Origin of the sequence: Marinobacter changyiensis, assembly GCF_009193265.1 — a bacterium.
GTDB lineage: Bacteria > Pseudomonadota > Gammaproteobacteria > Pseudomonadales > Oleiphilaceae > Marinobacter > Marinobacter changyiensis.
Genome location: NZ_VZZZ01000003.1, coordinates 77,374 through 102,396, shown reverse-complemented (window position 1 = coordinate 102,396; position 25,023 = coordinate 77,374). Strand labels below are relative to the sequence as shown.

The 25,023-nt window shown below is 55.2% G+C and carries 25 protein-coding genes; 12 read left to right on the top strand and 13 right to left on the bottom strand.

The window, feature by feature from the left end:
* Positions 1 to 2: 2 nt before the first annotated feature.
* Genes F6Y09_RS09230 through F6Y09_RS09215 form a run of 4 tightly spaced genes read right to left on the bottom strand, consistent with a single transcriptional unit; the run spans position 3 to position 3,488 of the window.
* Positions 3 to 1,268, bottom strand: a complete 1,266-nt coding sequence (locus tag F6Y09_RS09230) for an NAD(P)/FAD-dependent oxidoreductase (RefSeq protein ID WP_152206650.1) — start codon at positions 1,266 to 1,268, stop codon at positions 3 to 5.
* Complete coding sequence (locus tag F6Y09_RS09225) at positions 1,265 to 2,065, bottom strand: SDR family NAD(P)-dependent oxidoreductase (protein ID WP_152206649.1); 801 nt, start codon at positions 2,063 to 2,065, stop codon at positions 1,265 to 1,267. The genes F6Y09_RS09230 and F6Y09_RS09225 overlap by 4 nt, the downstream gene beginning before the upstream one ends.
* The gene (locus tag F6Y09_RS09220) at positions 2,062 to 2,535 is read right to left on the bottom strand and encodes a nuclear transport factor 2 family protein (protein WP_152206648.1); all 474 of its coding nucleotides are present in this window, start codon (positions 2,533 to 2,535) and stop codon (positions 2,062 to 2,064) included. The genes F6Y09_RS09225 and F6Y09_RS09220 overlap by 4 nt, the downstream gene beginning before the upstream one ends.
* Complete coding sequence (locus F6Y09_RS09215; RefSeq protein WP_152206993.1) at positions 2,532 to 3,488, bottom strand: acyl-CoA desaturase; 957 nt, start codon at positions 3,486 to 3,488, stop codon at positions 2,532 to 2,534. Before F6Y09_RS09215 ends, F6Y09_RS09220 begins: the two co-directional genes overlap by 4 nt.
* Positions 3,489 to 3,654: 166 nt before the next feature.
* On the opposite strand from F6Y09_RS09215, the gene F6Y09_RS09210 reads away from it, so the two are divergent.
* Entirely contained in the window at positions 3,655 to 4,671 is a 1,017-nt protein-coding gene (locus F6Y09_RS09210; protein WP_246180439.1) for an NAD(P)/FAD-dependent oxidoreductase, read from the top strand.
* Here the strand turns inward: F6Y09_RS09210 and F6Y09_RS09205 are convergent.
* Entirely contained in the window at positions 4,654 to 6,120 is a 1,467-nt protein-coding gene (locus tag F6Y09_RS09205; RefSeq protein WP_152206646.1) for an HD domain-containing protein, read from the bottom strand. The two genes, F6Y09_RS09210 and F6Y09_RS09205, sit on opposite strands and share 18 nt — an antisense overlap.
* A gap of 134 nt (positions 6,121 to 6,254) precedes the next feature.
* On the opposite strand from F6Y09_RS09205, the gene F6Y09_RS09200 reads away from it, so the two are divergent.
* The 6 genes from F6Y09_RS09200 (at position 6,255) to F6Y09_RS09175 (ending at position 10,822) form a co-directional block, all read left to right on the top strand.
* Entirely contained in the window at positions 6,255 to 7,439 is a 1,185-nt protein-coding gene (locus tag F6Y09_RS09200) for a PP2C family protein-serine/threonine phosphatase (RefSeq protein WP_152206645.1), read from the top strand.
* Between the two features lie 11 nt (positions 7,440 to 7,450).
* The gene (locus F6Y09_RS09195; protein ID WP_152206644.1) at positions 7,451 to 7,942 is read left to right on the top strand and encodes an STAS domain-containing protein; all 492 of its coding nucleotides are present in this window, start codon (positions 7,451 to 7,453) and stop codon (positions 7,940 to 7,942) included.
* 72 nt (positions 7,943 to 8,014) lie between these two features.
* The gene (locus F6Y09_RS09190; RefSeq protein WP_152206643.1) at positions 8,015 to 9,082 is read left to right on the top strand and encodes an NAD(P)H-dependent glycerol-3-phosphate dehydrogenase; all 1,068 of its coding nucleotides are present in this window, start codon (positions 8,015 to 8,017) and stop codon (positions 9,080 to 9,082) included.
* An 18-nt stretch (positions 9,083 to 9,100) separates the two neighbouring features.
* A complete protein-coding gene (locus F6Y09_RS09185) occupies positions 9,101 to 9,550 on the top strand; it encodes a SixA phosphatase family protein (protein WP_152206642.1) in 450 nt (149 codons plus the stop codon).
* Positions 9,551 to 9,588: 38 nt separating this feature from the next.
* On the top strand, positions 9,589 to 10,158 hold the full coding sequence (locus tag F6Y09_RS09180) for a DUF1285 domain-containing protein (RefSeq protein ID WP_152206641.1): 570 nt from the start codon (positions 9,589 to 9,591) through the stop codon (positions 10,156 to 10,158).
* 202 nt (positions 10,159 to 10,360) lie between these two features.
* The gene (locus F6Y09_RS09175) at positions 10,361 to 10,822 is read left to right on the top strand and encodes an FKBP-type peptidyl-prolyl cis-trans isomerase (protein WP_152206640.1); all 462 of its coding nucleotides are present in this window, start codon (positions 10,361 to 10,363) and stop codon (positions 10,820 to 10,822) included.
* 71 nt (positions 10,823 to 10,893) lie between these two features.
* Here the strand turns inward: F6Y09_RS09175 and F6Y09_RS09170 are convergent, their stop codons facing one another.
* On the bottom strand, positions 10,894 to 12,546 hold the full coding sequence (locus F6Y09_RS09170) for an electron transfer flavoprotein-ubiquinone oxidoreductase (RefSeq protein ID WP_152206639.1): 1,653 nt from the start codon (positions 12,544 to 12,546) through the stop codon (positions 10,894 to 10,896).
* 700 nt (positions 12,547 to 13,246) lie between these two features.
* On the opposite strand from F6Y09_RS09170, the gene F6Y09_RS09165 reads away from it, so the two are divergent.
* From F6Y09_RS09165 to F6Y09_RS09155, 3 genes are all read left to right on the top strand, one after another.
* Positions 13,247 to 13,996 carry an electron transfer flavoprotein subunit beta/FixA family protein gene (locus F6Y09_RS09165; RefSeq protein ID WP_152206638.1) on the top strand — a complete coding sequence of 250 codons (750 nt, stop codon included), beginning with the start codon at positions 13,247 to 13,249 and terminating at the stop codon, positions 13,994 to 13,996.
* On the top strand, positions 13,996 to 14,937 hold the full coding sequence (locus F6Y09_RS09160; RefSeq protein WP_152206637.1) for an electron transfer flavoprotein subunit alpha/FixB family protein: 942 nt from the start codon (positions 13,996 to 13,998) through the stop codon (positions 14,935 to 14,937). The genes F6Y09_RS09165 and F6Y09_RS09160 overlap by 1 nt, the downstream gene beginning before the upstream one ends.
* 109 nt (positions 14,938 to 15,046) lie before the next feature.
* Positions 15,047 to 15,328, top strand: coding sequence for a peptidylprolyl isomerase (locus F6Y09_RS09155; protein WP_152206636.1), 282 nt, complete (start codon positions 15,047 to 15,049; stop codon positions 15,326 to 15,328).
* Between the two features lie 60 nt (positions 15,329 to 15,388).
* Here F6Y09_RS09155 and F6Y09_RS09150 read toward each other — a convergent pair whose 3' ends face one another.
* The 3 genes from F6Y09_RS09150 to F6Y09_RS09140 all read right to left on the bottom strand — a co-directional run bounded on the left by F6Y09_RS09150 (position 15,389) and on the right by F6Y09_RS09140 (position 17,156).
* Positions 15,389 to 16,228 (bottom strand): ion transporter, encoded by an 840-nt coding sequence (locus tag F6Y09_RS09150; RefSeq protein ID WP_152206635.1) that lies wholly within the window; start codon positions 16,226 to 16,228, stop codon positions 15,389 to 15,391.
* A gap of 110 nt (positions 16,229 to 16,338) precedes the next feature.
* Positions 16,339 to 16,800, bottom strand: a complete 462-nt coding sequence (locus tag F6Y09_RS09145) for a hypothetical protein (RefSeq protein WP_152206634.1) — start codon at positions 16,798 to 16,800, stop codon at positions 16,339 to 16,341.
* A 14-nt stretch (positions 16,801 to 16,814) separates the two neighbouring features.
* Positions 16,815 to 17,156 carry a hypothetical protein gene (locus F6Y09_RS09140; protein ID WP_246180438.1) on the bottom strand — a complete coding sequence of 114 codons (342 nt, stop codon included), beginning with the start codon at positions 17,154 to 17,156 and terminating at the stop codon, positions 16,815 to 16,817.
* A gap of 208 nt (positions 17,157 to 17,364) precedes the next feature.
* Here F6Y09_RS09140 and F6Y09_RS09135 point away from each other — a divergent pair, with 208 nt between their 5' ends.
* Together F6Y09_RS09135 and F6Y09_RS09130 are read left to right on the top strand one after the other, a co-directional pair.
* On the top strand, positions 17,365 to 17,784 hold the full coding sequence (locus F6Y09_RS09135; protein ID WP_152206633.1) for a hypothetical protein: 420 nt from the start codon (positions 17,365 to 17,367) through the stop codon (positions 17,782 to 17,784).
* Between the two features lie 61 nt (positions 17,785 to 17,845).
* Complete coding sequence (locus F6Y09_RS09130) at positions 17,846 to 19,084, top strand: saccharopine dehydrogenase family protein (protein WP_152206632.1); 1,239 nt, start codon at positions 17,846 to 17,848, stop codon at positions 19,082 to 19,084.
* Positions 19,085 to 19,109: 25 nt separating this feature from the next.
* Here the strand turns inward: F6Y09_RS09130 and cydC are convergent, their stop codons facing one another.
* Genes cydC through F6Y09_RS09110 form a run of 4 tightly spaced genes read right to left on the bottom strand, consistent with a single transcriptional unit; the run spans position 19,110 to position 24,994 of the window.
* Positions 19,110 to 20,834: a thiol reductant ABC exporter subunit CydC gene (gene cydC / locus F6Y09_RS09125; protein ID WP_152206631.1), complete on the bottom strand. Its 1,725-nt coding sequence runs from the start codon at positions 20,832 to 20,834 to the stop codon at positions 19,110 to 19,112.
* Positions 20,827 to 22,545 (bottom strand): thiol reductant ABC exporter subunit CydD, encoded by a 1,719-nt coding sequence (cydD, locus tag F6Y09_RS09120; protein WP_152206630.1) that lies wholly within the window; start codon positions 22,543 to 22,545, stop codon positions 20,827 to 20,829. Before cydD ends, cydC begins: the two co-directional genes overlap by 8 nt.
* A complete protein-coding gene (cydB, locus tag F6Y09_RS09115; protein WP_152206629.1) occupies positions 22,546 to 23,547 on the bottom strand; it encodes a cytochrome d ubiquinol oxidase subunit II in 1,002 nt (333 codons plus the stop codon).
* Entirely contained in the window at positions 23,534 to 24,994 is a 1,461-nt protein-coding gene (locus F6Y09_RS09110) for a cytochrome ubiquinol oxidase subunit I (protein WP_152206628.1), read from the bottom strand. The genes cydB and F6Y09_RS09110 overlap by 14 nt, the downstream gene beginning before the upstream one ends.
* Between the last annotated feature and the right edge of the window lie 29 nt (positions 24,995 to 25,023).

Genomic DNA, 25,023 nt, shown 5'->3' with positions numbered 1-25,023 from the left:
CGTCAAAGCTCCACTCCGAGCGCTTCCGTGACCCGTAATGCACTGCGGACGCCGTCCTCATGGAAACCGTTAAACCAGTAAGCGCCACAGAAATGGCTGCGGTTCTTGCCACCGATCTCCTCATACCGGTTCTGCGCGGCGACGGCTTCCAGGCTGAAGACCGGATGGGCGTAGCGATACTGTTCGATAATTTTGGCCGGATCGATGTCGCGGCTGCGGTTCAGCGTGACGCAAAATGTCTCCGGCGCGTCATGGAAATTCTGGAGAATATTCATGTTGTAAGTGACGGAGACCGGCTCCGTGCTGTGACGCGGGATAAAGTAATTCCACGCCGCCCATGCGCGCTTCTCGGTCGGCAGAACAGAGGCGTCCGTATGCAGGACGACTTCATTGTCCTGGAAAGGTATTGCACCCAGAATTTCCCGCTCCACCTCGCTGGCATCGACAAGCATGGAGAGTGTCTGGTCGCTGTGGCAGGCAAAGATGACCTGATCAAAGCGATGCGCTTCTTGATTAACGGTCACCAGAACATGATCTTCAAAACGTTGCACGCCGGTGACCGGACTGTTGAGGTGCGTATGTGGCCCCAGGGTTTCCATCATTTTGCGGACATAAGTTGCCGAGCCGCCAGAAATAACACGCCAGGTGGGGCGGTCATCCACGGACAGCATGCCGTGATTGTTGAAAAACTGCAGGAAGAAGCGAATAGGAAACTGTTCCAGTACCAACTCCGGCGCTGACCAGATCGCCGAACCCATCGGTACAATGTAGTTATTGCGAAAGAACCGGGAGTAGCCGTTCCGGTTAAGGTAATCACCCAGGGTTTCGGAATCGTTGATGGCGTCGGCGGCCAGATCCTCCCTGGACTCTTTATTGAATCGCAGAATCTCCCGAATCATCTTGAGGAAAGGCAGGTTGATCAGGTTGCGGCGCTGGGCGAACAGGGTATTCAGATTCGTGCCGTTGTATTCAAGACCGGTGCTGGGGCAATCGACACTGAAACTCATGTCGCTGACCTCGGAGGCAACGCCCAACCTGTCCATCAATTTGATGAAGTTCGGGTAGGTCCAGTCGTTATAAACGATAAAACCCGTATTAACTGGCCAGGTGCGGCCGCCGGCTTCCACCGGGCAGGTATTGGTGTGGCCGCCGGCGTAATTGCCGGCTTCAAAAATTTCAATATCGTAGGTGCGGGACAATAGCCAGGCCGAAGTGAGCCCGGCTACACCGGCTCCCACAATGGCAATGCGCTGGCGGGGTTCGGTCATTTATTATCTTCCTGCTGTTCATTGTTTTTGCGGGTCATGGCGGCGGCCATGCGGTCAATCAGGCCCTGGGGCAGGGCGCCTAACAGCTTGAGCGTCCAGGTAAACCGCTTTGGAAAGTGAATCTCGGACTGGCCTTTGTTCAAACCTTTGATTATTCGGTTGGTGGCATCTTCTGCGGTAATCAGGAATGGCATGTCAAAATCGTTCTGGTCCGTCAGGGGTGTTTTCACAAAACCCGGAGAAACCACAGTGACCTCGATCCCTTCTGCCGCCAGATCTGCTCGCAAGGAATGCGCAAAATAGGTCAGGGCGGCTTTGGACGCACCATAGCCCTCTGCACGGCCGAATGGAAACCACCAGGCTGACGAGCTGACTATGACAAGTCGCGCAGCCAGACCCTGGCTCCGGGCTGCCCGCAGAAACGGTAAAACCGCCTCGACGCTCCTGGACGTGCCAATCACGTTAGTGACGATATTCTTTTCGATCACCTCGCTGTCATACTTGGCCACGTCCAGATATTCACAGGTTCCGGCGTTCAGTATGGCCATCTGTACGGGTTGGTGCTGATCCAGAACAGCACCAATGCGGTCCAGGTCCTCTTTATTCGTGGTATCGCCAAGGGCGGGCGTAAGCCGGTCAGGAGCGAGCTTCGCCAGTTCCCGAAGCGGCTCTTCCCGGCGTCCGGTGGCTATCAGGTGGTGACCGTCCTTCAGCAGGCCTTCCGCCAGGGCGTAACCGATCCCCGAGGTCGCACCGGTCAACCAGATTGTAATGGGTTTCGACATCAGATTACTCATGCAGCGTGCTTCCTTAGCCAGCGTACCGCACTGCCCAACACCGGCAAATTTTCATACAGAAGTTGTCCGGCATCAAAGTAGTCTCGATGGACCGTAACAAGTTCGTCTTCGAGGTGCAGACGGGTAATGCCATCTACTTCAATCAACTCTCCCCGCCGAATACGTTTGTGCCGAAGTTTCATGACCCAGGGCAGGCATATATCATTTCCCGACCCGATATCATCGGAAAACTCGAAACGGCACTCGATAACATTCCCATAAGCCCCGTCGAAGTAGACTTCCAGCGCCTCAAGTCCCTGTACCGTGACAAAAGGATCGGTAAACGTGACCTCAGGATGATATACCTCGCTCATCGCCCCCAGATCGTCCGAAGACATCTGATTAAAAAGCGCTTTGAATCGCTCAGTAACTGATTGCAGATGAAGTCCTGGCAATTCGGGAGTGTTTGGCCGGTCTTGGGGTTGGCTCATGTTCGCCTCCTGCGGGCTTGGTCAATACGGTAGGTTTCTTCCTGAATATGCCTTGGTAATGGATTGAGGTCGTGGACAATGCCAATTTTCTCAAGGGCCCAGAGGATGTAATAGGTAAGATCAATCTCGTACCAGCGGAAGCCCTGGCGGACCGACTGAGGCCAGCGGTGATGATTGTTGTGCCAGCCCTCGCCGAGGGTGATCAGCGCCAGCCAGAAATTGTTTCGGCTGTCATCACTGGTTTCAAATCGACGGCTGCCCCAGACGTGCGCCAGCGAATTGATCGAAACTGTGGCGTGGAAAAGGGCCACCGTCGAAATAAAGAACCCCCAGACGACCAGCTGAAAGCCATTGGTGCCGAGCCCGGGTGCCCAGGCTGCCAGGCCTTCGCCTAGGAGATAAATAGCGATGATCGCAGCCATGGGAACCAGCGAATCGAAGCGGTTGATGAGTCGGAGTTCGGGGAATTTCAGCCAATCCCTGACCCGGCGCTCGTCCATCGCAAAGCCTGCGTCGCAGGTGAACCAGCCCACGTGAGACCACCAAAAACCGTTCTGGTGTGGCGAGTGGAGGTCTTCGGGATCGTCTGAGTGCTGGTGATGGTGCCGGTGATGCGCGGCCCACCAAAGAGGTCCTCGCTGGGCCGCGCTGGCACCAACAACGGCAAATATGAATTGCCAGAAACGGTTGGTCTTGAACGTTTTGTGGGAAAAATAGCGGTGGTAGAAGCCGGTAATAGCAAACATTCTTGCGATGAAGAACGCCATTGCGAAGCCTACTGCAAACATACTGGTACCCGTGACAATAACCAGAGCACACGCCAGATGGAGTGCTATGAAGGGAATTACACGGATGAAATTAAAAGAGCGTGAGCTTGTATCCAGATGATCTGAATGGGCGTTCGAGTCGAACCACCTCAAGATGTTCGCTAACAAATTTTGCACTCGGGTCATACCCTGCTTACCCTTTCTATAGATAGTCATAGTAGCCGAACGGCCAACTGCCTGTTTATCTGCTGGGTTTACGTCAACCACACAATGATTGGATGTACTCAACACAATGTTTAATGAATCTCGATCACCGCGGAACATACGTCGAATCGCCATCATCGGTTCAGGCATGTCCGGGCTGGCAGCGGCTCTTCTTCTGAAAGCATCGGCGGTCGAGGTTACGCTTTTTGAAAAAAGCCGGGGGCCGGGCGGAAGGCTGGCGGCCAAACGCTTGCCTGACAGCCTTGGCGGGGGCTCTGCGGATATCGGGGCGCAATACTTCACGATTCGCAATCCGGGGTTCAGGGAGCTGCTTGAGCGCTATGTCGGCCCGGAGCATTACACCACATGGTCCGCACGACTGCGATACCAGTCAGACAGCGGCGAGTGGGGGCTGTTCAAAGATTCGGAGCGTTACGTGGGTCTGCCCCGGATGACAGCCATTTCCCGGGCGCTATCAGAATCACTCACTATTAATGCCCGGATTCGAATCGACAAATTTGAGCGCATAGATGATGATCAGTGGCGGCTCCGGGATACCGAAGGCAAGGATCACGGATGCTTTGATGCTGTCATCATTACAGCTCCCCCGGCCCAGTCCCGGGACCTGTTGGCAGCGAGTGGGCTTACCGGGCTGTCGCAATTTCTGGAGCCCCATGTCAGCCAGATGCAGGCCTGCTGGACCGTGGTGGCACGTTTTCCCCACTCCCTGGGTCTGGACTATGACGGTTTTCAGCCGAAGAGCGACATTTTGCAATGGGCTGCGAACAACAGCAGCAAGCCGGGCCGTGAGGGTATTGGTGAGTGGTGGGTGCTTCATGGGCGCCCGGACTGGTCCGACCAGTATCAGAATGGGTCGCCGGAATTTGTCACTGAAGCTTTGGTTGGCGCCTTTGCTCAAGCGACAGGAGTGGTTGAACAACCGGATCACATCTTGACGCATCGTTGGTTGTACGCAAAATCTGCAGCCACCGAGGGCCCCGGTCATCTCTGGTTCAATGATGAGCGCATCGGTGTTATCGGTGACTGGGTGCAAGGGGGCCGGGTAGAAGGGGCCTATGAGAGCGCCGAAAGTCTGGTCAATCGACTGTGTTCCGATGGCAGCCTGAGCCCAAACACCCAAGACACCTCAAGGACTCCGGAGTAACGCCGGACGGCGGTAAAAATGCGTGATGGTGCCGTCGCCAAATTTGCTGAAGAACGCACTGACGTCCGTAATCTTTCGCAAGCTGCGGGAGCGGCGGATGGGATCACGAACCAACACCTTTATGCCATTGAAATTGTCCTGAATGTTGGAAAACCTGGCATGCATGGAGCAGGTCACCACATCGTTACCGTCCAGGTGAAGCTGCTCTGCCAGAAACACACTGTGTTCATCAATGGCACTCTCTGACAGATCTTCCCGGGTATCCAGGTGGTCCAGCTTGATGCGGTCAACGATGCATTTGGAGTAGCTCTTCGGCCGTTTGCGAGCAACCTTGCGAAAAGCTTCCCAGAAGAAGTTGTCCGTCAGCTCAGCAAAATTCTGCATGTTGCTAAGGCAGGTATCTACCCATTCGAAGCTTTCCGGATCATCCAGCACCTCGTTGATGGCTTCCCGAAGCAGCCAGTCAAATCCCAAAGCAGTTTTGTGGGCGTAGACTTTGCGGTACATCTGGTGGCGGCTGTACACAAAATCCTCCAGCGCACCGAGCCCTTTCTGGGTAATTGCCAGCCCCAGCCAGGGTTGCTCCACGTCCCAGCCAAACCGAAGGTTACTGAGTAGGTGATCCAGGTTGAATCCACCGATGGTGACGGAGGAGTGAAAACCGTCTCGCAGCATGTAATCTGCCCGGTCTGCATCGATTTCACCTGACACCACTGATGACAGAAGATCCATTACCAGGCCCGGGATGGAGGCCTCGTTCAGAGCCCCGGACTCGGCGTCCGGCCCTGCAATGAAGCCCCAGAAGGTGTGCGCGTGACGGCAGAAAGATTCACTGGGGGTCACGTTGGTCGTTTCCATGATGCCCAGAATGTCTTCGGCATGCAGACCGGCGGCAGCCAGATCAATGGATTCAAGCACATCGTAAGCTACCCGAACGGAGTAGTGCTCGTGCTCCAGTTCAACGGGCTGCTCCGTGTAAAATGCCCGGTAATTGACGTCCTCCCACAGATCTTCAAAGCGATCCGGGCGGGACATCAGGTCATGGATCTTGCGGGCTTGGGTAAATTGATGGGAAAAACTGGAGTGACCACTGTCATGAAGCAGACACGCAAGCCGGATGGTTTTTGCCAGGTAGTCGATGGCATCCAGCTGGCTCAGGCTGAGATCGACCTGCTTGCTGAGCTGACGCTCGCGTAGATAAGCATCAATCATGGCCCTGAACATGCGCCCGCCCACATGCATTACACCGATGCTGTGCAGAAAGCGGGAGTGGGTAGCGCCGGGAAAAACCAGGCTTAGAATATCATTTTGGCAGATATTCCGGAGTCGCTGGAAAAGCGGGTGATCGATAACCTGTATTTCATGGCGATACAGCGGAATGCCGCCGTGCACAGGGTCCATAATCAGTTTGTCATAGGCTCCAAGGAGGTCATTGACGGCACTTCGCATGATGAAACATCTCCGAAAACAGGGTAAAACGCGAATCTTGTCTTGTTATATCACACCGTCGTGCCAGAATAGCCACTAAGAGACGTGAAGACGCGGTTTTTATCGTTTACTGCTGGTAGTTTAGGGTGACCTCCATGGCATCGCGCACAGAGCGCATTTTGATAATAGACCCTGACGAACACGCAAGATCCGAGCTTGATAGACACCTCGAAGCGAAGGGTTTTTATGTGCGCGGGTATCCTGATCTCGCGGCGGCAAGAGGGTTGTTTGAAGACCACATTCCCGATGCAATCTTTGTCGATATGACGCCTGCGGCTATTTCCGAGCTGACCGACAAGCTTGGAAGTCTTAAGAGTTACGTTCCCCTGATTGCCTACTCCAGAGTCGAAACAGCAACCGAAGTGGTTGCAGCGTTGCGTGCCGGCGCCTCCGATTTCGTGATGAAGCCCTGTAATGACAAAATGCAGCTTGATGATGTGCTTGGGAAATTGTTCGATCGGGTACGGATCAACCGCCTGAATCAGCTGTACCGCCAGGAGCTGGAAGAAGCCAACCGGGATTTGCGTGCCGGCATCGCAGAGCTGCGGGCCGACCAGCGGGCAGGGCGCAAAGTCCAGATGAAGATGTTACCGGATCATGATCAGCACATTGGCGCTTTTGATATTGACCACCTGATCAAACCCTCGCTGTATCTGAGCGGTGACTTCCTCGATTACTTCAGCATTGATTCCGATAAAACACTGGTGTACATAGCCGATGTGTCGGGTCATGGCGCCAGCTCGGCCTTTGTTACCGTTCTGCTGAGAAATCTCACCAACCGTTTGCAGCGCAATATGAGAAGAGGTTCAAGCGACGATATTCTGTATCCGGATCGGTTCCTTGAACGTATTAATACCGAACTACTGGACACTGGCCTTGGGAAACACGTAACGGTTTTTGTGGGTATTATCTCGGAATCGGAGCACACGCTCAGATACGCCGTTGGCGCCCACTTCCCGATGCCCATTCTGTCTTTTGATGATGGCAACCCGCGGTTTTTGGAGGGCAGTGGGCTTCCGGTCGGGCTGTTTGAAAGCCCGGAGTGGGAGGTTTACGAAACACCGCTCGACAGGCCATTCAGGTTGATTCTGTTCTCTGATGGTATTCTTGAGGTGATAAAAGCAGATAACCTTGCTGAAAAGGAGAGTAGACTACTTGAACTCGTATCGGGAGGTAGTCACACTATCGCTTCTTTAAGTGAAGCTCTTCATCTTGATGAGATCTCGGAGCTACCGGATGATATCGCTGTCGTGTCGGTAACGGATATTAAGTCGAAATAATGGCAATGATGATGGCTGGTTATAAAATCCTGCAAGCTGAAAAACAGGGCATCTATGTTCTCAAGTTTATTGGGGAAATCCGGCTGAACCTGTGCTCAACGCTGGACCATCTGGTCGAATCCATCACCCAGGATCCTGCCTTCAAGACCGTCGTTATTGACCTCACTGAAACCGATATCATTGATAGCACCACCCTTGGCCTGCTCGCAAAGATTGCCATGGCGGCTGAAAAACGCAGCCAGTTCTTGCCTACCCTGATTTCCACCAACCCCGATGTGACACGTATCATTACGTCCATGGGGTTCGATAAAATTTTCATAATTCTCAAAGAACCCGCCTCCTGCATTGAGGAACTCGAAGAGATTCCCGTCCTGAAAGCCAGTGAACAACAGGTGAGGGACAAGGTTCTGGATGCCCACAAAGTACTAATGAGCCTCAACAGCCGGAATCGGGAAGAGTTCAAAAATCTCGTCCGGGCGCTGGAATGTGAAGAACCGGGCTGACCGGACACCTCGATACCAATTACAATCAAGCAAGCAACTAACAGATGCACCCGACACCTGACTGGAATTACTATGTCTGAAAATCAAGGATCGGAGTCCTCAAGCGCCTCCAAATCAGTACACAAAGTGGCTGTTCTCGGCGGGGGCAGTTTTGGCACAGCCATGGCCAAAGTGCTGGGTGAAAACGATCACGAGGTCCACTTCTGGATGCGCGATCCGGCCCAAGTGCTGGAAATCAGTCAACACCGCACCAATAGCCGCTACATGCCGGGCGTTACGCTGGCAGGTACCATCACCCCTACCAATGACCTTCACAGTGCTGTTGACGGAGCTGAAATTGTTTTCGTCGCCATCCCCAGTAAAGCTTTTCGCAGTGTTATTCGCGAACATGTAGACGATTTCAGTAATGGCCAGATTGTTGTCAGCCTTACCAAAGGCATCGAGAAAGAAGGCTTCAAATTGATGAGCGAGATCCTGCAGGAAGAAATTCCGCGGGCTCGTATTGGCGTGCTCAGCGGTCCCACTCTGGCAGGCGAAATCGTGAACCGGGATCTGACAGCGGTCGTCATCGCTGCCAAAGACCCCATGGTGCGAAGCAAGGTTCAGGAATTGCTGGGTTGCAATTACCTCCGGGTTTACGCCAATGTTGATGTGTACGGTGTTGAGCTGGCGGGTGCGTTAAAAAACATTTACGCCATCGTATCCGGAATGGCAGCCGCGCTTGATCTGGGTGAAAATGCCAAGGCTATGCTGATCACCCGTAGTCTCGCAGAAATGAGCCGTTTCGCGGTCAGCCTTGGCGCTAATCCCATGACCTTCATGGGGCTTGCGGGCGTCGGAGACCTTGTGGTGACCTGTACCTCTCCAAAAAGCCGCAACTACCGTGTCGGGTATGCGGTGGGCAAGGGTGCGAAGCTCGACGATGCAGTAGCGGAAATAGGGCAAGTTGCCGAAGGCATTTACACGCTCTTGCTGGTTAAGGAAAAATCGGAAGAAATGGGCATCTATATGCCATTGGTTCGCGGGCTGCATGACATTCTTTATGGTGGTGCCTCGATCAAGGCCGTTATCGGCAGCCTGATGATGGCGGCACAGAACTCGGACGTTGAGTTCATATTACCTCGCGTACTGTCCCAGTAACTTATCACGGAGTTGCCAATGTACTTGCTGATCATGCGCCATGGCGAAGCAGGCTGGCACACCCAGGACCAGCAGCGCACCTTGACGGAATCCGGTCGCTTCGCCTCGGCCGCTGTTGCCAAGCAGATAGCGGCGTCCCCATGGCGGCCCGAGCTCATCTGGTGTAGCCCGTTGGTCAGGGCGAGGCAAACGGCGGCGATCGTCTCTGAGCTTATTAATTGCCCGGTTGAAGAGAAAACCTTTATTACGCCCGATGAAGACCCGGGCGAATGTCTGGACCGGCTTATAACGGCAGCTCACGACAACCTTATGCTGGTTTCGCATATGCCGTTTGTAGGCGCGTTGTCTACCCTCCTTGTCGACGGCCACCGACACGGCATCCCCTTTATGACCAGTCAGGCAGTATTACTGGATATGCCAATCGCCGGCCCCGGTTGTGCGGACATCAGGGCGCAGTTCTTACCATAACGAATCGTTGCCACCATCAACGGCCAGGAGCTTACAGAATGAGCCAGGAACCGAACGCAATAGAGGCACAGCTGAAGGCTGCCCGCAGTGGCGAACAAGGGCTGCCGCCGGTTGATCAATGGCACCCGGAGCTGTCTGGCGATATCGATATACGGATTGCCCGGGATGGCAGCTGGTTCTACAAGGGCGAGCTGATGGAGCGCCAGGCGCTGACCAAACTGTTTTCCACCATCCTGAGGCGTGAGGACGACAACGAGTATTATCTGGTCACTCCGGTCGAGAAGTGGCGTATCCAGGTGGAAGACACGCCGCTGCAGGCGCATTCGCTCAGAGCCATCGGCGAGGGCGAGCTTCAGGAACTGTACCTGACCACCAGCGCCGAGGAGGTATTAATGATCGGAAAGGCGCATCCATTGGTGGTGGGCACCTATCCCGGGTCCGACGAGCCAAGGCCCCTCGTTTATGTTCGCCATGGTCTGGAAGCTCGTCTGGTAACGTCGGCGTTCTACGACCTTGCCAGCTATGTGGTTGAAAACCCGAAAGGTTCCGACAACAGTTTTGGTGTCTGGAGCGACGGTTTTTTCTTCGAAATCGGGCAGGGGGCTTGAATTACCAAAACGCGCCCTTACTTTTAACTGTGGGAAAGGCAGTCTGACCTTTGTTAGACTTGTTTTCTGAATGTTGTCAGAGCTTGGCTCCCTTACGGGCCCGGTGATCGTCAGTTCCTCCGTACAGTCTGCTGTGCAGGGCAACTCTCGGTTATCCACGTTTTTAAATTCATACAATCATTGCGACACGCAAGGAGATCACATGGCCCAACCTCGTGTTGTCACCATCCATTACACGCTCACAAACGATGAGGGAGAGCAGCTTGACTCCTCCCGTGGCGAAGGTCGTGAGCCGCTGACTTATCTGGAAGGTGCTGAGAATATCATCGGTGGACTTGAAAACGCATTGAACGACAAAGATGCAGGCGATGCGCTGAAAGTCTCAATCGAGCCCGCTGAAGGCTACGGTGAAGTTAACGAAGAGCTGGTTCAGCCAGTTCCCCGTACGGCTTTCGAAGGCGTCGAATCTATCGAGCCAGGCATGCAGTTCCAGGCGCAGACTCCGGGCGGCCCACAGGTTGTTCGTGTTGTTGAAGTGAGTGACGAGACCGTCACCATCGATGCAAACCACCCACTGGCAGGGCAAACTCTGCATTTTGACGTGGAAGTTGTCGAAACTCGCGAAGCGAGTGAAGAAGAAGCTGAGCACGGCCACGTTCACTGATTATCGTGATGTAGTCGACCAATAAAAAAACGGCCCGCAAAGGGCCGTTTTTTTTTGGTCGATTGAACCTGTTACATGTTCGGATAGTTGGGACCACCACCTCCGGCAGGAGTCACCCAGGTGATGTTCTGGGCCGGGTCCTTGATATCACAGGTTTTGCAATGAACGCAGTTCTGCGCGTTGATCTGGAACCGTTTACCGCTGCCATCATCCTTTTCAACCACCTCGTACACGCCTGCAGGGCAATAACGTTGAGCAGGCTCGTCGTATTTTGGCAGGTTGTGCTCGATAGGAATGTCCGGGTCTGTCAGTTTCAGGTGAACCGGCTGGTCTTCCTCGTGATTTGTGTTAGACACAAATACCGACGTCAGGCGATCAAAGGTCAGTTTGTTATCCGGCTTCGGATAAGTGATCTTCTTTGAGTGGGCCGCTTCTTTCAGCGTTGCATAATCCGGTATGGTGTCATGGAATGTGAAGGGCAGGCTACGGTGCAAGATGTTCTGTTCAAAGAACGCGATGCCACCACCGATGATGTTTCCGAACTTGTGCATGGACGGACCAAAGTTGCGTTCATCAAACAGCTCTTTATACAGCCAGCTGCTCTTGAAGCGATCCGCAAAGCTGGTGATTTCTTCCCCGTTTTTGCCTTCCTTCATCGCTTCGAATACTGCTTCCGCGCCAAGCAAGCCGGACTTCATGGCAGTATGGGAACCCTTGATCTTCGAGCTGTTCAGGGTGCCTGCATCACAGCCCAGTATCAGGCCACCGGGAAAGCTCATTTTCGGTAGCGAGTTAAAGCCACCCTTAGTCAGGGCGCGGGCACCGTAGGAAACCCGCTTGCCGCCTTCCAGGTGTTTACGGATTTCCGGGTGCAGCTTCAGTCGCTGGAACTCTTCAAACGGACTCATATACGGATTGCTGTAGGACAGGTCTGCGATCAGGCCGACGTAAACCTGCCCGTTTTCCAGGTGGTACAGAAACGAGCCGCCGGTAGTGCCGGTTTCCGTCAGGGGCCAGCCCGTTGTGTGGACTACCAGGCCCGGCTCGTGTTTGGCCGGGTCAATGTCCCACAGTTCCTTGATGCCGAGACCATAGTGCTGCGGGTCTTTGCCCTCGTCCAGCTTGAAATCCCGGATCAGCTGCTTTCCAAGGTGGCCGCGGCATCCTTCGGTGAACAGAGTGTATTTAGCCCGCAGTTCCATGCCAGGCATATACCCGTCTTTTTCGCTGCCATCCCGGGCAACACCCATGTCCCCGGTGATGATCCCTTTTACCTGACCATCTTCAATAATGGTTTCAGCCGCGGCAAAACCAGGGTAAACCTCGACACCCATGCCTTCAGCCTGTTCCGCCAGCCAGCGACAAAGGTTACCCAGGCTGATGATGTAGTTGCCATGGTTATGCATGCTTTTGGGAACGAAAGCCCCCGGCACCTTGGTGGCAGAATCTTCACTTCGAAGAACAAAAATATCGTCCCGGGTAACAGGGGTGTTCAGCGGTGCGCCTTTCTCTTTCCAGTCCGGAAAAAGTTCGTTCAGGGCGGTCGGCTCAAACACGGTACCAGCAAGAATATGGGCACCAATCTCAGAACCCTTTTCGACGACGCAAACAGTCTTCTCTTCGCCAGCTTCTTGAGCCAATTGCATAATACGACAGGCGGCCGATAAACCGGCCGGCCCACCGCCGACGATCAGAACATCAAATTCCATCGATTCGCGTTCCACGTTGGTCTCCTCAAACTTCTTGGTGGATATAAGGATCATCGCACTGACCGGCTGTTGTTGCGTAGCCCGGTGCAAGATACGTTGAGTGATCCTGTTCTCTCTTTTAATTTAGGCCAGCCTGTGGGGCTGCGTCCAGAACAAGGCCTCTATAATAGCGGACTTAAGGGTTTGAAACGACAATGAAAGCCCCCGCAAGACTGACCCAATGGCAGACAAGGGTATAATATTCGGGAATTCAAACAAACGTTTGTTTGAAATTACTGCTCTCATTTGGCATTGTAACCACAGTGTATTGCCGCCATGCTTGGAATCTACGGTGGTCAGCAAAACAGGCCAGCGAGTTGGCAAGACGGTATGTCAAGCCTCGCATAAAGCCTTACATTTGAGGCGATTAGTAGTATCGTCTCAGTTGGCGGAGACAGTCAAGCGCGGGGTCAGTGACCCCGGATGCAGTGTTCATGCGTCCACCGGGTCTATTGACCCGTTTCTTATTTGCCTTCAGTATTATGGCCCCCCGAGGATGAATGCGCTTGTTTCCTTGGTATGGGCCAAAATAGAAAAGCTGTTGATTAATGGTCGGTTGTTGCCGAATTCAACTGACAGAACGGCAATCAGGAAGATTATGAAGAGCCACCTCCGGGAGGCCAACGGGCAATTTAATTGCGTGTCATCAAACCCATTGTAGAAGAACGAGGAATCTATGAAGGTTCTGGTCGCTGTAAAACGAGTTATCGACTACAACGTCAAGGTACGCGTCAAGCCGGATAACACCGGCGTTGATCTTGCAAACGTCAAAATGGCAATGAACCCATTCTGCGAAATCGCGGTTGAAGAAGCGGTTCGCTTGAAAGAGAAAGGCGTTGCCAGCGAGATCGTCGTGGTATCCATCGGGCCGAAGGCCTGCCAGGAACAGATTCGTACCGCTCTGGCACTGGGCGCGGATCGTGGTATCCACATTGAAACCGGTGAAGAGGTTCAGTCTCTCGAAGCCGCCAAGCTGCTGAAGGCAGTGGTCGAGAAGGAAGAACCCAAGCTGGTTATTCTGGGCAAACAGTCCATCGACTCCGACAACAACCAGACCGGCCAGATGTTGGCTGCTCTGACCGGCATGGGGCAGGGTACATTTGCCTCTGAAGTGGTTGTGGAAGGCGAAAAGGTCAACGTTACCCGCGAGGTAGACGGTGGTCTGATGACGGTTTCACTGAGCCTGCCGGCGGTGGTCACAACGGACCTGCGCCTGAACGAGCCCCGCTACGCTTCCTTGCCCAATATCATGAAAGCCAAGAAGAAGCAGCTGGATGTCATGAGCCCGGAAGATCTGGGTGTCGACATTGCAGCCCGTCTGTCCATACTGAAAGTTGAAGCTCCGGCTTCACGTCAGGCCGGCGTGAAAGTGGCTGATGTAGCTGAGCTGGTCGATAAACTGAAGAACGAAGCGAAGGTGATCTGATGAGCATCCTTGTTATTGCTGAACACGACAACAGTGAACTCAAGCAGGCGACGCTGAGCGTTGTTGCTGCAGCCAAGGCCGTTGGTGGTGACATTGATGTGCTGGTGGCGGGCGAAAACGTTGGCGATGTTGCCGAAGCTGCCGCCAAAATCGATGGCGTCAACAAGGTGCTGGTCGCCGACAACGCCGTCTATGGTCACTTCCTGGGTGAGAACCTGGGCGAGCTGGTAGCGGAAGTCGGCAAGGGCTACAGCCACATTTTTGCCGCTGCCGGTACCGTTGGGAAAGACTTCATGCCGCGGGTAGCCGCGCTGTTGGACGTTGCCCAGGTATCCGACATCATGCGGGTCGAGTCGGAGGACACGTTTGTCCGTCCGATCTATGCCGGTAACGCCATTGCTACGGTCAAAAGCAGTGACGCCATCAAGGTAGTCACCGTTCGTCCGACGGCTTTCGATCCGGTCGCTGCTGAAGGGGGTTCCGCTTCCGTTGAATCACTGGATGTAGTGAAAGATGCGGGCCTGTCCACCTTCGTGGGCGAGGAGCTGGCGAAGTCGGATCGTCCGGATCTTGCCAGCGCGGGCATCGTGATCTCCGGTGGTCGCGGCATGCAAAACGGTGAGAACTTCAAGATGCTGGAGCAGATTGCGGATCTGCTGGGCGCCGCTGTCGGCGCCTCCCGTGCCGCTGTCGACGCGGGCTTCGTGCCCAACGACATGCAGGTAGGCCAGACCGGCAAGATTGTCGCCCCGCAACTTTACGTTGCAGTAGGTATCTCGGGTGCCATTCAGCATCTGGCGGGCATGTCCGATTCCAAAGTGATTGTGGCGATCAACAAGGATGAAGAAGCACCGATCTTCCAGGTAGCGGATTACGGCCTGGTGGCGGACTTGTTCCAAGCCATACCGGAGTTTGAAGAAGAGTTGAAAAAAGTTATTTAATTAACTGATTTCAGTTGAAAAAGGGCGCTTTATAGCGCCCTTTTTTATGGCTTTTTTATGATGCCGTAACGCGCTATTATGCTTGCTCACTTATATTGGAGAATTGATCATGGCAAAAGCCTCAGCCCGTCATCTTCTGGTTGCCGACGAAGCAACCTGCAATGAACTCAAAACCCGCATCGCCAATGGTGAAGATTTCGCCGCCTTGGCGCGCGAGCACTCCAGTTGCCCGTCCGGCAAAAGCGGTGGTGAGCTTGGTGAATTCGGCCCCGGCCAGATGGTACCGGAATTTGATAAAGTCGTATTTTCCGCACCGGTAAACGAAGTACAGGGCCCGGTTAAAACCCAGTTCGGTTACCACCTGCTGGAAGTAACCGCACGACAGGACTAATCACGTCCCGGGAAAAGCCGAAGCGGTGGAACACCGTTTCGGCACCCCGGTTTAATCATACTATTTTGGTTGCTTCTGGTTATCGCTCACCATTCGTACCAGTTCATCCAGCCTGTTCTGTACCTCGTCAAGTTTCCTCGCCATTTCATCCCGTTCGTCATGAGCCTGCAGGGCCTGCTTGGCATTTTTCTCTTCACTCATAACCTCAAGAATGGTTCCTACCATCATGTTTAAAAACACAAAAGCGGTGAGAAATATAAACGTCAGATAGTAAACCCAGCTCAGCGGATAGACCTCCATGGTGCCATACATCACATCGGTCCAATCCTCGAACGTGGCTACCCTGAAGAGCGTCAGCATGGCTACAGCAACGTCGCCCCAGAGGAATTCATCGATTTTGGCGAAAAACATCGATCCCATTGCAGCGTAGATGTAGAAAATAATGAACATCAGCAGCGCTATATAGCCCATGCGCGGAATGGCTTTGAGCAAAGAGTTGATCAGGAAACGCAGCTCCGGGACCACCGACACCAACCGCAATACACGGAATACCCGCAACAGTCGGCCAAGAAGCACCGCTTCCGAATTCTCCAGTGGAATCAGGCTGCCGATTACTACCAGAGTGTCAAACAGGTTCCAGCCATCCAGAAAAAAACGCCTCTTGCTGGGACAAACACTGAACCGGAACAGAATCTCGATAAGGAAGAAAACAGTAATGCCCATATCCATCACTGCCAGGGCCTGGGAAAACAGCGGAGGCACATCGTAGGTCTTCGCGCCAATGGTGAGCGCGGACAATACGATGATGGAGATGACAACCGTCTGGAAGATGCGGCTGGTTTCCAGTTGCCTCAAGTACTGCAACACGGAGGACTGTGCGCTGGACGATGCCGGGGACATAATGCGATGAAGCTCCTGTGTAGCGGGCCAAAGGGTCAGGCGCTGATTGTAGAGTGACCGGACAGGGAACAGAAGCGGTATAGTAAAGTGGTCAGAGGAATCGGCTGCTTTCAGGCGGGATCGCTATTGTTTTTTTTCAACAGCTGGCTGCGTCGCTTCTTGGCCTTGTTGCTCAGGATAACGTCCGCCAGTACGTGCAATGTCTTGTTGGTGGAACGTAGTGACCTGTAGAAAGTGCGGCTGGTATTGTCGTGGGTGCGCCGGACCTGTTGGGCATTGGCACGGAACTTTTCACTGGTGGCCAGCCGGTCTATAACCTCAAAGGTGGTTGATGCGATAGTCCGGTGCACCGTCTCGACCGCTGCAGCGCCGCTGCGGACCGTCTCTTCCAGAAGGCGGTTCCGGTTTCTGGTTTCCTGAAGTTCCAGTTGACCCTTTTGAATGACGCTGACACCTGATGCCAGACGACACCCCAGTCGGCGCAGCGCGCGCTGGTTTTGCCGAGTCAGGTGTGCTGCAGCCGCCACAGCTCCGGTGCATAGCAAAGCGAGTAACCCGGCCAGCATCATCATGGTCTGTCGCTCATTTATCGATACTCAATGTTCATTTCCACATCTATACCGCGACTACTGAGCTGTTCACCCATTTCTGTCATTACCTGTTGATAGACCATTTTCCGAACCATCACCGGTAGGTGGTCTGCCAGCACCCTGGCCGAACGCGACTCCCGCTTGGCGACAGTAATCGGGTCGAGAACTTTGACCGTGAGCACCATATCCGGTTCCGGTAGGACATCGACGGCACCGTCAATCGCCCCCAGCGTTTTCATCGCTTCAGCCAACGCGCTCTTCTGCAACTGCAATTGCCAGAACAGCACAATGGTCAGTGATAACAACACTGCAAACATCGCTGCCAGTATATATGCCACCTCGAGTCCTCCTTGGTCAGTCCGCGAGCACTTTGACAAAAGCTCCTCGCGCAGTGTGCGATACTATGCCGGTTAAAAGATCAGCCAGCCAAGACACTAGGGGCGCTCTTGTGAAAGAGAACCACCAAACAGTGACATACGTATTTGCGGCGTGCAGGCAATTCGGCACACAATGCCATCTTACTCCCTCCAAGACAGGATTCAGATAATGGTTTGGTTCAAAGCGTTTGTCAGCGGATTTCTGGCCACACTTATTTTTCACCAGGGCCTGTTTGCGGTCTTTTTCTATGCGGGCATTGTGCCTGCGGAGCCTTTCAATCTCTCCCCGGTGCCGCCTCTTGGCGTTCCCGCCGTCATCTCGCTGGCCTTTTTTGGTGGCTTATGGGGCATGGTGCTCTGGGCCATTATCGGGCGGATGGGCACTGCCGGGTTCTGGTCACTGATGATTCTTTTGGGTGCCATTGGCCCTACGGTGGTCGCCATGCTGGTGGTCTTTCCCCTCAAGGGCGTGGAGCCTAACGCACAAATGTGGATCGGGGGTTTGATTCTGAACGCCTTCTGGGGTTTGGGAGTGGCAGTATTTCTCTCGATCATGGGCGCCCGGAAAAAGAGCATCTCGTCGTTTTGAGATCAGTTGCTCCTGGATTGAACAACGTCATTGATAACCAACGCTCGAATAAGGAAGACGAATGAGCCAACAACCTTTTGATATTGTGGTATTCGGGGCCACCAGTTTTGTAGGTCAGATATTGAGCCGGTACCTGTTGGACACTGTCGGTGCAGACGGGGAGGTCCGCTGGGCCATCGCGGGCAGGTCTGAAGGCAAACTGCTTAACCTTAAAACCGATCTCGGCATGGCAGCTGAGAACCTGTCCATCCTCACCGCCGATGCGGCCGACGAGGCTTCACTACGCGCTCTGTGTGAACAGACTCGCGTGGTGATCTCCACTGTTGGCCCCTACGCACTTTACGGGGAGCCGTTGATAAAAGTATGTACCGAACTTGGAACAGATTACTGTGACCTGACCGGCGAAGTGCAGTGGATCCGGAGGATGATTGAAACCTACGAAGCTCAGGCGAAGGCTTCCGGTGCCAGAATTGTGCATTGCTGCGGTTTTGATTCGATTCCGTCAGACATGGGGGTCTACTTTCTCCAGCAACAGGCAAAGCAAACCCTCGGCGCTACCTGCACCCAGGTCAAAATGCGGGTGCGGACCGCCAAGGGCGAGTTTTCCGGTGGAACCGTTGCCAGCCTGATGAACGTTACCAGGGAAGCTGCGTCCAATCCGGCTTTACGCAAGGAGTTGGCAAATCCATTTTCCATATGCCCACCGGAACATCGCTCCACGGCTCGCCAGCCCAACGTGAAATCGGCGGAATTCGACCCCGATTTCGATGTCTGGCTGGCGCCTTTCGTGATGGCTGCCATCAACACCCGTATCGTACATCGCTCCAACGCGTTAATGGGCGCAGCGTACGGCAAGGAATTCCTGTACGACGAAGCCATGATGACCGGTAAAGGTATCAAGGGCCGTCTGGCGGCCTACGGTATTACCGCTGCGATGGGTGGCTTCCTGGTGGCGTCAGCGATCAAGCCGACGCGCTATGTGCTTGAACGCTTTATCGTGCCCAAGCCGGGCGAAGGCCCCAGCGACAAAGCCCAGAAGAACGGTTTCTACGATTTGCGCTTTATCGGCAAAACCGCCAAAGGCCAGAGTATCCGAACCAAGGTTACCGGGGACATGGACCCGGGCTATGGCTCAACCAGCAAGATGCTGGGACAGGCAGGATTGTGTCTCGCCCTGGACATCAGCAAAACCGACAAAGCGGGCGGATTCTGGACACCGTCGTCACTCTTTGGAGACCATCTGCTGGACCGATTGCGGGCGCATTCCGGCCTGACGTTCGAACTTCTGGAGCAACGCTGAGATTACAACGGCTGCCGTTACACTGTCAGCCAGGGCTCTCCAGCGTCACCACGACATCGACCTGAGTCAAGGCCTCCGGGGAGTGGGCGAAACAGATCATCGTTTTGCCCGCCAGCCGGTGCGAAAGCCGGTCCCTGATCAAGGCTCGGGTAGCTTCGTCGAGGCCAGTGAAAGGTTCGTCCAGAATAACCAAACCGGTGTTACGAAGAAGCGCCCGGGCCAGAGCAATACGGCGGGCTTCGCCGCCGGATACTTGCTTGCCGTAGGCGCCCAGCCACGTATCCAGTCCCTCTGGCAGTTCGTCGAGCAGATCAGTGAGAGCCACGGTTGCCAGCACGCTGAAAAGCTGCGGGTCGCTCGCGCCCGGATCGCCTAGCAACAGATTGTTCCGGAGCGTGTCGTCAAAGAGCTGCGTTGCCTGGGTAAGGTAGGTGACCCAGGCATGACGGGAGCCGGGGGCAACCGGGCCTTGCTTCGATGCCAGTTTGCAGCAGCCTGTGCTGGCTGTTACCAGGCCAGCTGCCATATTGGCCAGAGTGGATTTGCCACAGCCTGATGGACCCACAAACCCTACCTGCTCGCCGGGCCGAACCGAATATGAAAAACCGGGGAGCGGTGGCTCATCCACTTTTTGGTCATTGGTTGCATCCTCCGCTGCCAATCCATTCAATTTAACGCCAACCCACGCCAAACCGGGCGCGGAAGGCTCTGTTCTTGTTGAGGCTTCTGCACTCTCCATAACGCCGGAATTTTCCGATTCCCCGGCTGGCGTCGCCTGGCCATGGCTGCTGTCGCGGTTCAGGCGTTGCGCTGCTGCGAGGGTGGCGCCAAGGCGGGCAAAGGCTTCCGGCAGCATCCCATACACTTCATTCATGGCCAGCAAGGCCAGGGGGATCATTGAAATGACCGGGCCCGATGTCGCCCCGGTCTGGAAGATCTGCAACCCAAGCCACAGTGCCGCCACCATTGCACCATTCACCAATAACAGGGAGATGGCGCCATGCCATCCGCTGCGCTGGTCAATGATGCTTTGGTCCTGTGACCATTGTTCCGCGTCGGCCAGCAGTCTGTTGCGGTAAGGCTGGACAACGCCCGCCGCAGTCAGCTCAGCCTGGCCCTCAAGGTATTGGATAACCTCGCCACGAAGAACTTCCAGTGAGGCTTGTTGCCGGAATGAACGCGCGCCGGTGCGCCAGAATAGCGCCAGGGTTGCAACCGCAAACGCCAAGGTCAGAAGCGCGGCCACCACCAGTGCAAGGACATGGCCTGCGAGTAAACTCAGTACCACAACCAGCCCCAGGCTCAGCAGCGCAGCCAGCCCGGTCGGCGCCACCAACCGCAGGAAGAGGGTGTCCATGGCATCCACGTCGGTGGTCATGCGGGCAAGCCAGTCGGAACCCCGGCCCCGAAGCTGAGTCTTTGAAGCCGCCAGGCTGCAGAACACCTGTACACGGATGTCCGCCAACAGTCGCAAGACCGTATCGTGGTTATAGACCCGCTCCAGGTAGCGGCCGACCGTGCGGGTGAGAGCAAAAGCGCGGATACCGCCACCGGGCACATAAACGTCAAAGGTGACTGCGGCACCGGCGGCCATCAGTATGCCTGCCAGAGCGGTAGCGGTGATAAACCAGCCAGATAATGCCAGCAGCCCGAGACCTGCGAGCAGCGTAATCAGCATCAGAGCCGCACCCAAAAACAGCCGTAACTTGCGCTGACCGATCAGCCTTAACCAGGGCAGCAGTTCATGCATTCTGGATGCGCCCTCCGTGGATGCGGATAACCCGGCTGGCCAGGCTCAACAGGGAAGGGTGATGAGTAGCGAACACCAGAGTCTTACCCTGGGCACGAAGCCTCTGGAGCGATGCAAGAACAAAGCGTTCAGATCCAGCGTCCAGTGCAGCGGTGGGTTCATCAAGCAGTATCAGGTCGACGTCGGCCAGGAACAGACGCGCCAGGCCAAGCCGACGGGCCTGACCTCCGGACAGTCCCTCTCCGGCTTCCGAAATCTGACTATGGATTCCACGGGCCCGACTCGCCAGCAGGTCGCCAAGCCCGGCATTTGTCAGTGCGGCTTCTATTGCCTGATCGGTGGCATCCTGACAGGTCACTCTCAGATTGTCGGCCCAGCTGCCCTGCACCATGAACGCATGCTGCCCCAGCCAGCCAAAACTCTGCTTCCCCGCCGGCTGGCCAAAAACCCGAACACCACCGTCGCCGGGGCAGATAAAGCCTGCCAGGAGATGCAAGAGCGTTGATTTCCCACCTCCCGATGGCCCTGTCAACGCGATGGATTCGCCCCGGTGAATGGTCAGGCTGATATCGTCCAGGCCGACCCGGCCGTTCGGAAAAGCAACCCGGGCTGACCGAACGATGATTTTTTCATCATCCACGACAGATGTCGCTGTAGCGGGTTCGGCTGATTGTTGGTCGCGGCTGGGTCGGTCATTGGCAGCCACTGGCCCGGGCTCCAGGCGCTGGAGGATCTCTTCTGTGGCCCCAAGAGCCGAGGCACGGTCGTGGTAATGCTGGGACAGCAACCGCAGCGGCTGAAAAAATTCAGGTGCAAGCAGGAGAATGAAAAGACCTGAGAACAGCGTTAACTCGGGTGCCGGGCCAAAAGACAGATAGCCCAGCAGGCCAAAACCCACGTACATGGCGATCACTGCGATGGCCACGGAAGAAAAAAATTCGAGTACGGCGGATGACAGAAACGCCACCTTGAGCATTTTCATCGTCACCCGGCGATATTGATGGGAGCGGTCGTGGATGCTCTCGGCGGCTGTTTGCGTTTGGCCGAACAGCTGAAGGGTTGTGAGGCCCCGAATCCGGTCCAGAAACTGACCGGACAACCGTCCGATCAACTCGAAATGATCCTGGTTCAGTTTTTCTGCCCCCATGCCTACCAGCGCCATAAACAGGGGAATCAGCGGTGCGGAAACAATCAGGAATATCGCCGCCAGCCAGTCCAGCCAGGCGACTATGATTACAATCATCAGGGGCACGGCAATACACAGAACTTGCTGGGGCATAAAGCGGGCAAAATACCCGTGCAGCGCTTCTACATGCTCAACCCACTCCCGTGCCAGAGTGCCTGCTGAGGTGTCCAGCAAACGAACCGGCCCCAGCCTCTGCCAGCGTGCCATAAGCTCTGTACGGATGTTCTGACGGATGGTATGACTGCACAGCGCAGCGCAGCGGGCCTGAAACCCCTGGGCGATGGAGCGACCGGTGATCGCCAACACCAGCCCTGCGAAAAAGGGCAGCAATGAGGTTGCACTCTCATCGAGGATAACAGCAGCGTGGATGATCCACGCCAACAACCCCATTTGCAGTGCCGTAAACAGCCCCGCAAGCAACCCTGCAGCCATCGTGCGGGTTACCAGTTTTCGGTTTCCTGCAGCCTGCGCCCTGAGCCATCGCGCAGCAGTGGGCCTGGGCGCATCCTGGGTGGTTTCAGCCACTCAGTGGTAACCCTCGCCAGCGCGGACCTTGCCGCGGAACACCCAATAGGTCCAGGCGGTATAACCGAGCACCACGGGGACCACAAATACCAGGCCTACCAGCAGGAACAGCTGCGAATCATAGGCCGATGCGGCGTCCCAAATGGTGTATTCCGGCGGCACAACGTATGGCCAGCGGCTTACCAGCAAACCAAGGTAGGTAAAGATGAACAGGCCCATGGTGGCTACAAAGGGCATGCCCTCATAACGCTTGCGCACTGAGCGGAAGATCTGGAAGGCACAGGCGAGGGCCAGCGCCGGCAGAATCCAGATCACTCTGATCGCCGAGAACCAGCGGTCCCGAACCATGTCATCGATAAACGGAGTCCAGATACTGACCAGAGCGAACACCAGAAGCACGGCAACCAGCAAGGGCGGGGTAATCCGGTAGGCCCAGTCCTGAATATAGCCCTCTGACTTCATGATCAGCCAGGTTGCCCCGAGCAGCGCGTAGCCTGCCATCAGGCCGAATCCCGTCAACACGGTGAACGGTGTCAACCAGTCCAGAGCACCCCCTACGTATACGCGGTTAGCCGTCTCAAAACCCTGGATATACGCACCGACAACGGCACCCTGAGCGAATGCGGCTACGGTTGAACCGCCCGCGAACGCCCAGTTCCAGAGGTAGCGCGATGTATTCGCCTTGAAGCGAAATTCGAACGCCACACCCCGGAAAATCAACCCGGCCAGCATCAGGAAGACCCCGATATACAGCGCCGGCAGCACGATGGAATACACCAGCGGAAAAGCCGCCAGCAGCCCGGCGCCGCCGAGTACAAGCCAGGTCTCGTTACCGTCCCAGACCGGGGCCACCGAGTTCATCATCACATCCCTGGCGGTATCGTCCGGTGCAAACGGGAACAGGATGCCAAGGCCGAGATCAAAACCGTCCATCAGAACATACATTATGACGCCAAAGCCGATAATGAATGCCCAGATTAATATGAGTTCAGATGCCGCCATTTTGCGATCCTCCCTGATTGGTTGGCGGACCGAACTTGCCAATTTTCATGCCCGGTTTGTTGTACTCGAATGGAACATGGGTTGCCGATAACGGGCGCATGGGCCGGTCGCTGTCATACTCTTCCTCGACTACCTGATCTTCAAGGCCGACATAGAGCACCCGCAGCAAGTAATAAATGCCCGCGCTGAACACCAGCGCATAGACCACCACATACCCGATCAGGCTGAACAGTGCCATCGCGCCCGTGAGTGACGGGGTCAGGCCCTCTGCGTGAGTCATCATGCCGTAAACCAGCCATGGCGCACGGCCACTTTCCGTGACTACCCAGCCCGCCAGCACCGCAAGAAACGGCGTGATGCTCATGAACCGAAGCCCCTGCAGGAACCAGCGTGCTTCCCACAGTCGGCCCTTGAACCTCAACAATAGCCCAGTCACGGCAACAGCAATCATCAACAGACCCAAGCCCACCATTATCCGGAATGCCCAGAACACGAGGGCGACCGGTGGCTGCTCGTCCTTGGCGACTTCATTCAGACCCGGCACTTCACCGTCGATATCATGGGTAAGGATCAGACTCGCCAGGCCGGGTATACCCACCTCGTAGTGATTTGACTGGGTGTCGTTATCGGGAATAGCGAACAGCAGCAATGGCACTCGGGTGCTGGTTTCCCAGTTGCCCTCCATCGCCGCGACTTTCATGGGTTGGTGTTCCAGAGTGTTGAGGCCATGAAAATCCCCGAGCACAGCCTGAGTGGGCGCGATAATCAGCAGCAGCCAGAGGCAGATCGACAGGGCTTTCCGGTTTGCCTCAACCTCACGACCAAGCAACAGATACCAGGCACTCACACCGGCCACCACAAACCCGCCGGTCAGGAAAGACGCCAGACCCATGTGCGCAAATCGATAGGGGAAGGACGGGTTAAAAATGGCCTCAGTCCAGGACACCACGTGGAAAATTCCATCCCGTAGTTCTATGCCCGCAGGCGTATGCATCCAACTGTTGGCGGACAGAATCCAGAACGACGAAATAAACGTGCCGACCGCAACCATAACAGCCGCGAACAAGTGCACACCTTTAGGTACTTTGTCACGGCCGAACAGCAAAATCCCGAGGAATGCGGCCTCCAGGAAGAAGGCGGTGACCACCTCATAGCTCAGCATCGGCCCCAGGAAATTCGCCGAGGCCTGGGCGAAATTACTCCAGTTGGTGCCGAACTGGAACGACATCACGATGCCGGAAACCACCCCCATACCGAACACCACCGCAAATACCTTGGTCCAGAAGGCAGACAGGCGTAGCCAGACCGGGTTGTCGGTTTTGAAAGCCAGTGCCTCGAGAAACGCAATGAACGATGCCAGACCGATGGTAAACACCGGAAAGATCGCGTGGAATGAGATTACAAACGCAAACTGAATGCGCGACAAAATGAGGGGATCTAATTCCACAGGAACCTCCGGTAACCATCAAAATCAAT

Bases quoted from the DNA above. Each gene is read 5' to 3' on its own strand.
- F6Y09_RS09155 (WP_152206636.1), top strand. From the start codon at position 15,047: ATGGCAAAAGCCTCAGCCCGTCATCTTCTGGTTGCCGACGAAGCAACC.
- F6Y09_RS09165 (WP_152206638.1), top strand. From the start codon at position 13,247: ATGAAGGTTCTGGTCGCTGTAAAACGAGTTATCGACTACAACGTCAAG.
- cydC (WP_152206631.1), bottom strand. From the start codon at position 20,834: ATGCATGAACTGCTGCCCTGGTTAAGGCTGATCGGTCAGCGCAAGTTA.
- F6Y09_RS09175 (WP_152206640.1), top strand. From the start codon at position 10,361: ATGGCCCAACCTCGTGTTGTCACCATCCATTACACGCTCACAAACGAT.
- F6Y09_RS09200 (WP_152206645.1), top strand. From the start codon at position 6,255: ATGGCATCGCGCACAGAGCGCATTTTGATAATAGACCCTGACGAACAC.
- F6Y09_RS09205 (WP_152206646.1), bottom strand. From the start codon at position 6,120: ATGCGAAGTGCCGTCAATGACCTCCTTGGAGCCTATGACAAACTGATT.
- F6Y09_RS09220 (WP_152206648.1), bottom strand. From the start codon at position 2,535: ATGAGCCAACCCCAAGACCGGCCAAACACTCCCGAATTGCCAGGACTT.
- F6Y09_RS09190 (WP_152206643.1), top strand. From the start codon at position 8,015: ATGTCTGAAAATCAAGGATCGGAGTCCTCAAGCGCCTCCAAATCAGTA.
- F6Y09_RS09130 (WP_152206632.1), top strand. From the start codon at position 17,846: ATGAGCCAACAACCTTTTGATATTGTGGTATTCGGGGCCACCAGTTTT.
- F6Y09_RS09150 (WP_152206635.1), bottom strand. From the start codon at position 16,228: ATGTCCCCGGCATCGTCCAGCGCACAGTCCTCCGTGTTGCAGTACTTG.
- F6Y09_RS09210 (WP_246180439.1), top strand. From the start codon at position 3,655: ATGTCCGGGCTGGCAGCGGCTCTTCTTCTGAAAGCATCGGCGGTCGAG.
- F6Y09_RS09230 (WP_152206650.1), bottom strand. From the start codon at position 1,268: ATGACCGAACCCCGCCAGCGCATTGCCATTGTGGGAGCCGGTGTAGCC.
- F6Y09_RS09185 (WP_152206642.1), top strand. From the start codon at position 9,101: ATGTACTTGCTGATCATGCGCCATGGCGAAGCAGGCTGGCACACCCAG.
- F6Y09_RS09135 (WP_152206633.1), top strand. From the start codon at position 17,365: ATGGTTTGGTTCAAAGCGTTTGTCAGCGGATTTCTGGCCACACTTATT.
- F6Y09_RS09145 (WP_152206634.1), bottom strand. From the start codon at position 16,800: ATGATGATGCTGGCCGGGTTACTCGCTTTGCTATGCACCGGAGCTGTG.
- F6Y09_RS09160 (WP_152206637.1), top strand. From the start codon at position 13,996: ATGAGCATCCTTGTTATTGCTGAACACGACAACAGTGAACTCAAGCAG.
- F6Y09_RS09195 (WP_152206644.1), top strand. From the start codon at position 7,451: ATGGCTGGTTATAAAATCCTGCAAGCTGAAAAACAGGGCATCTATGTT.
- F6Y09_RS09225 (WP_152206649.1), bottom strand. From the start codon at position 2,065: ATGAGTAATCTGATGTCGAAACCCATTACAATCTGGTTGACCGGTGCG.
- F6Y09_RS09215 (WP_152206993.1), bottom strand. From the start codon at position 3,488: ATGACCCGAGTGCAAAATTTGTTAGCGAACATCTTGAGGTGGTTCGAC.
- F6Y09_RS09180 (WP_152206641.1), top strand. From the start codon at position 9,589: ATGAGCCAGGAACCGAACGCAATAGAGGCACAGCTGAAGGCTGCCCGC.
- cydB (WP_152206629.1), bottom strand. From the start codon at position 23,547: ATGGCGGCATCTGAACTCATATTAATCTGGGCATTCATTATCGGCTTT.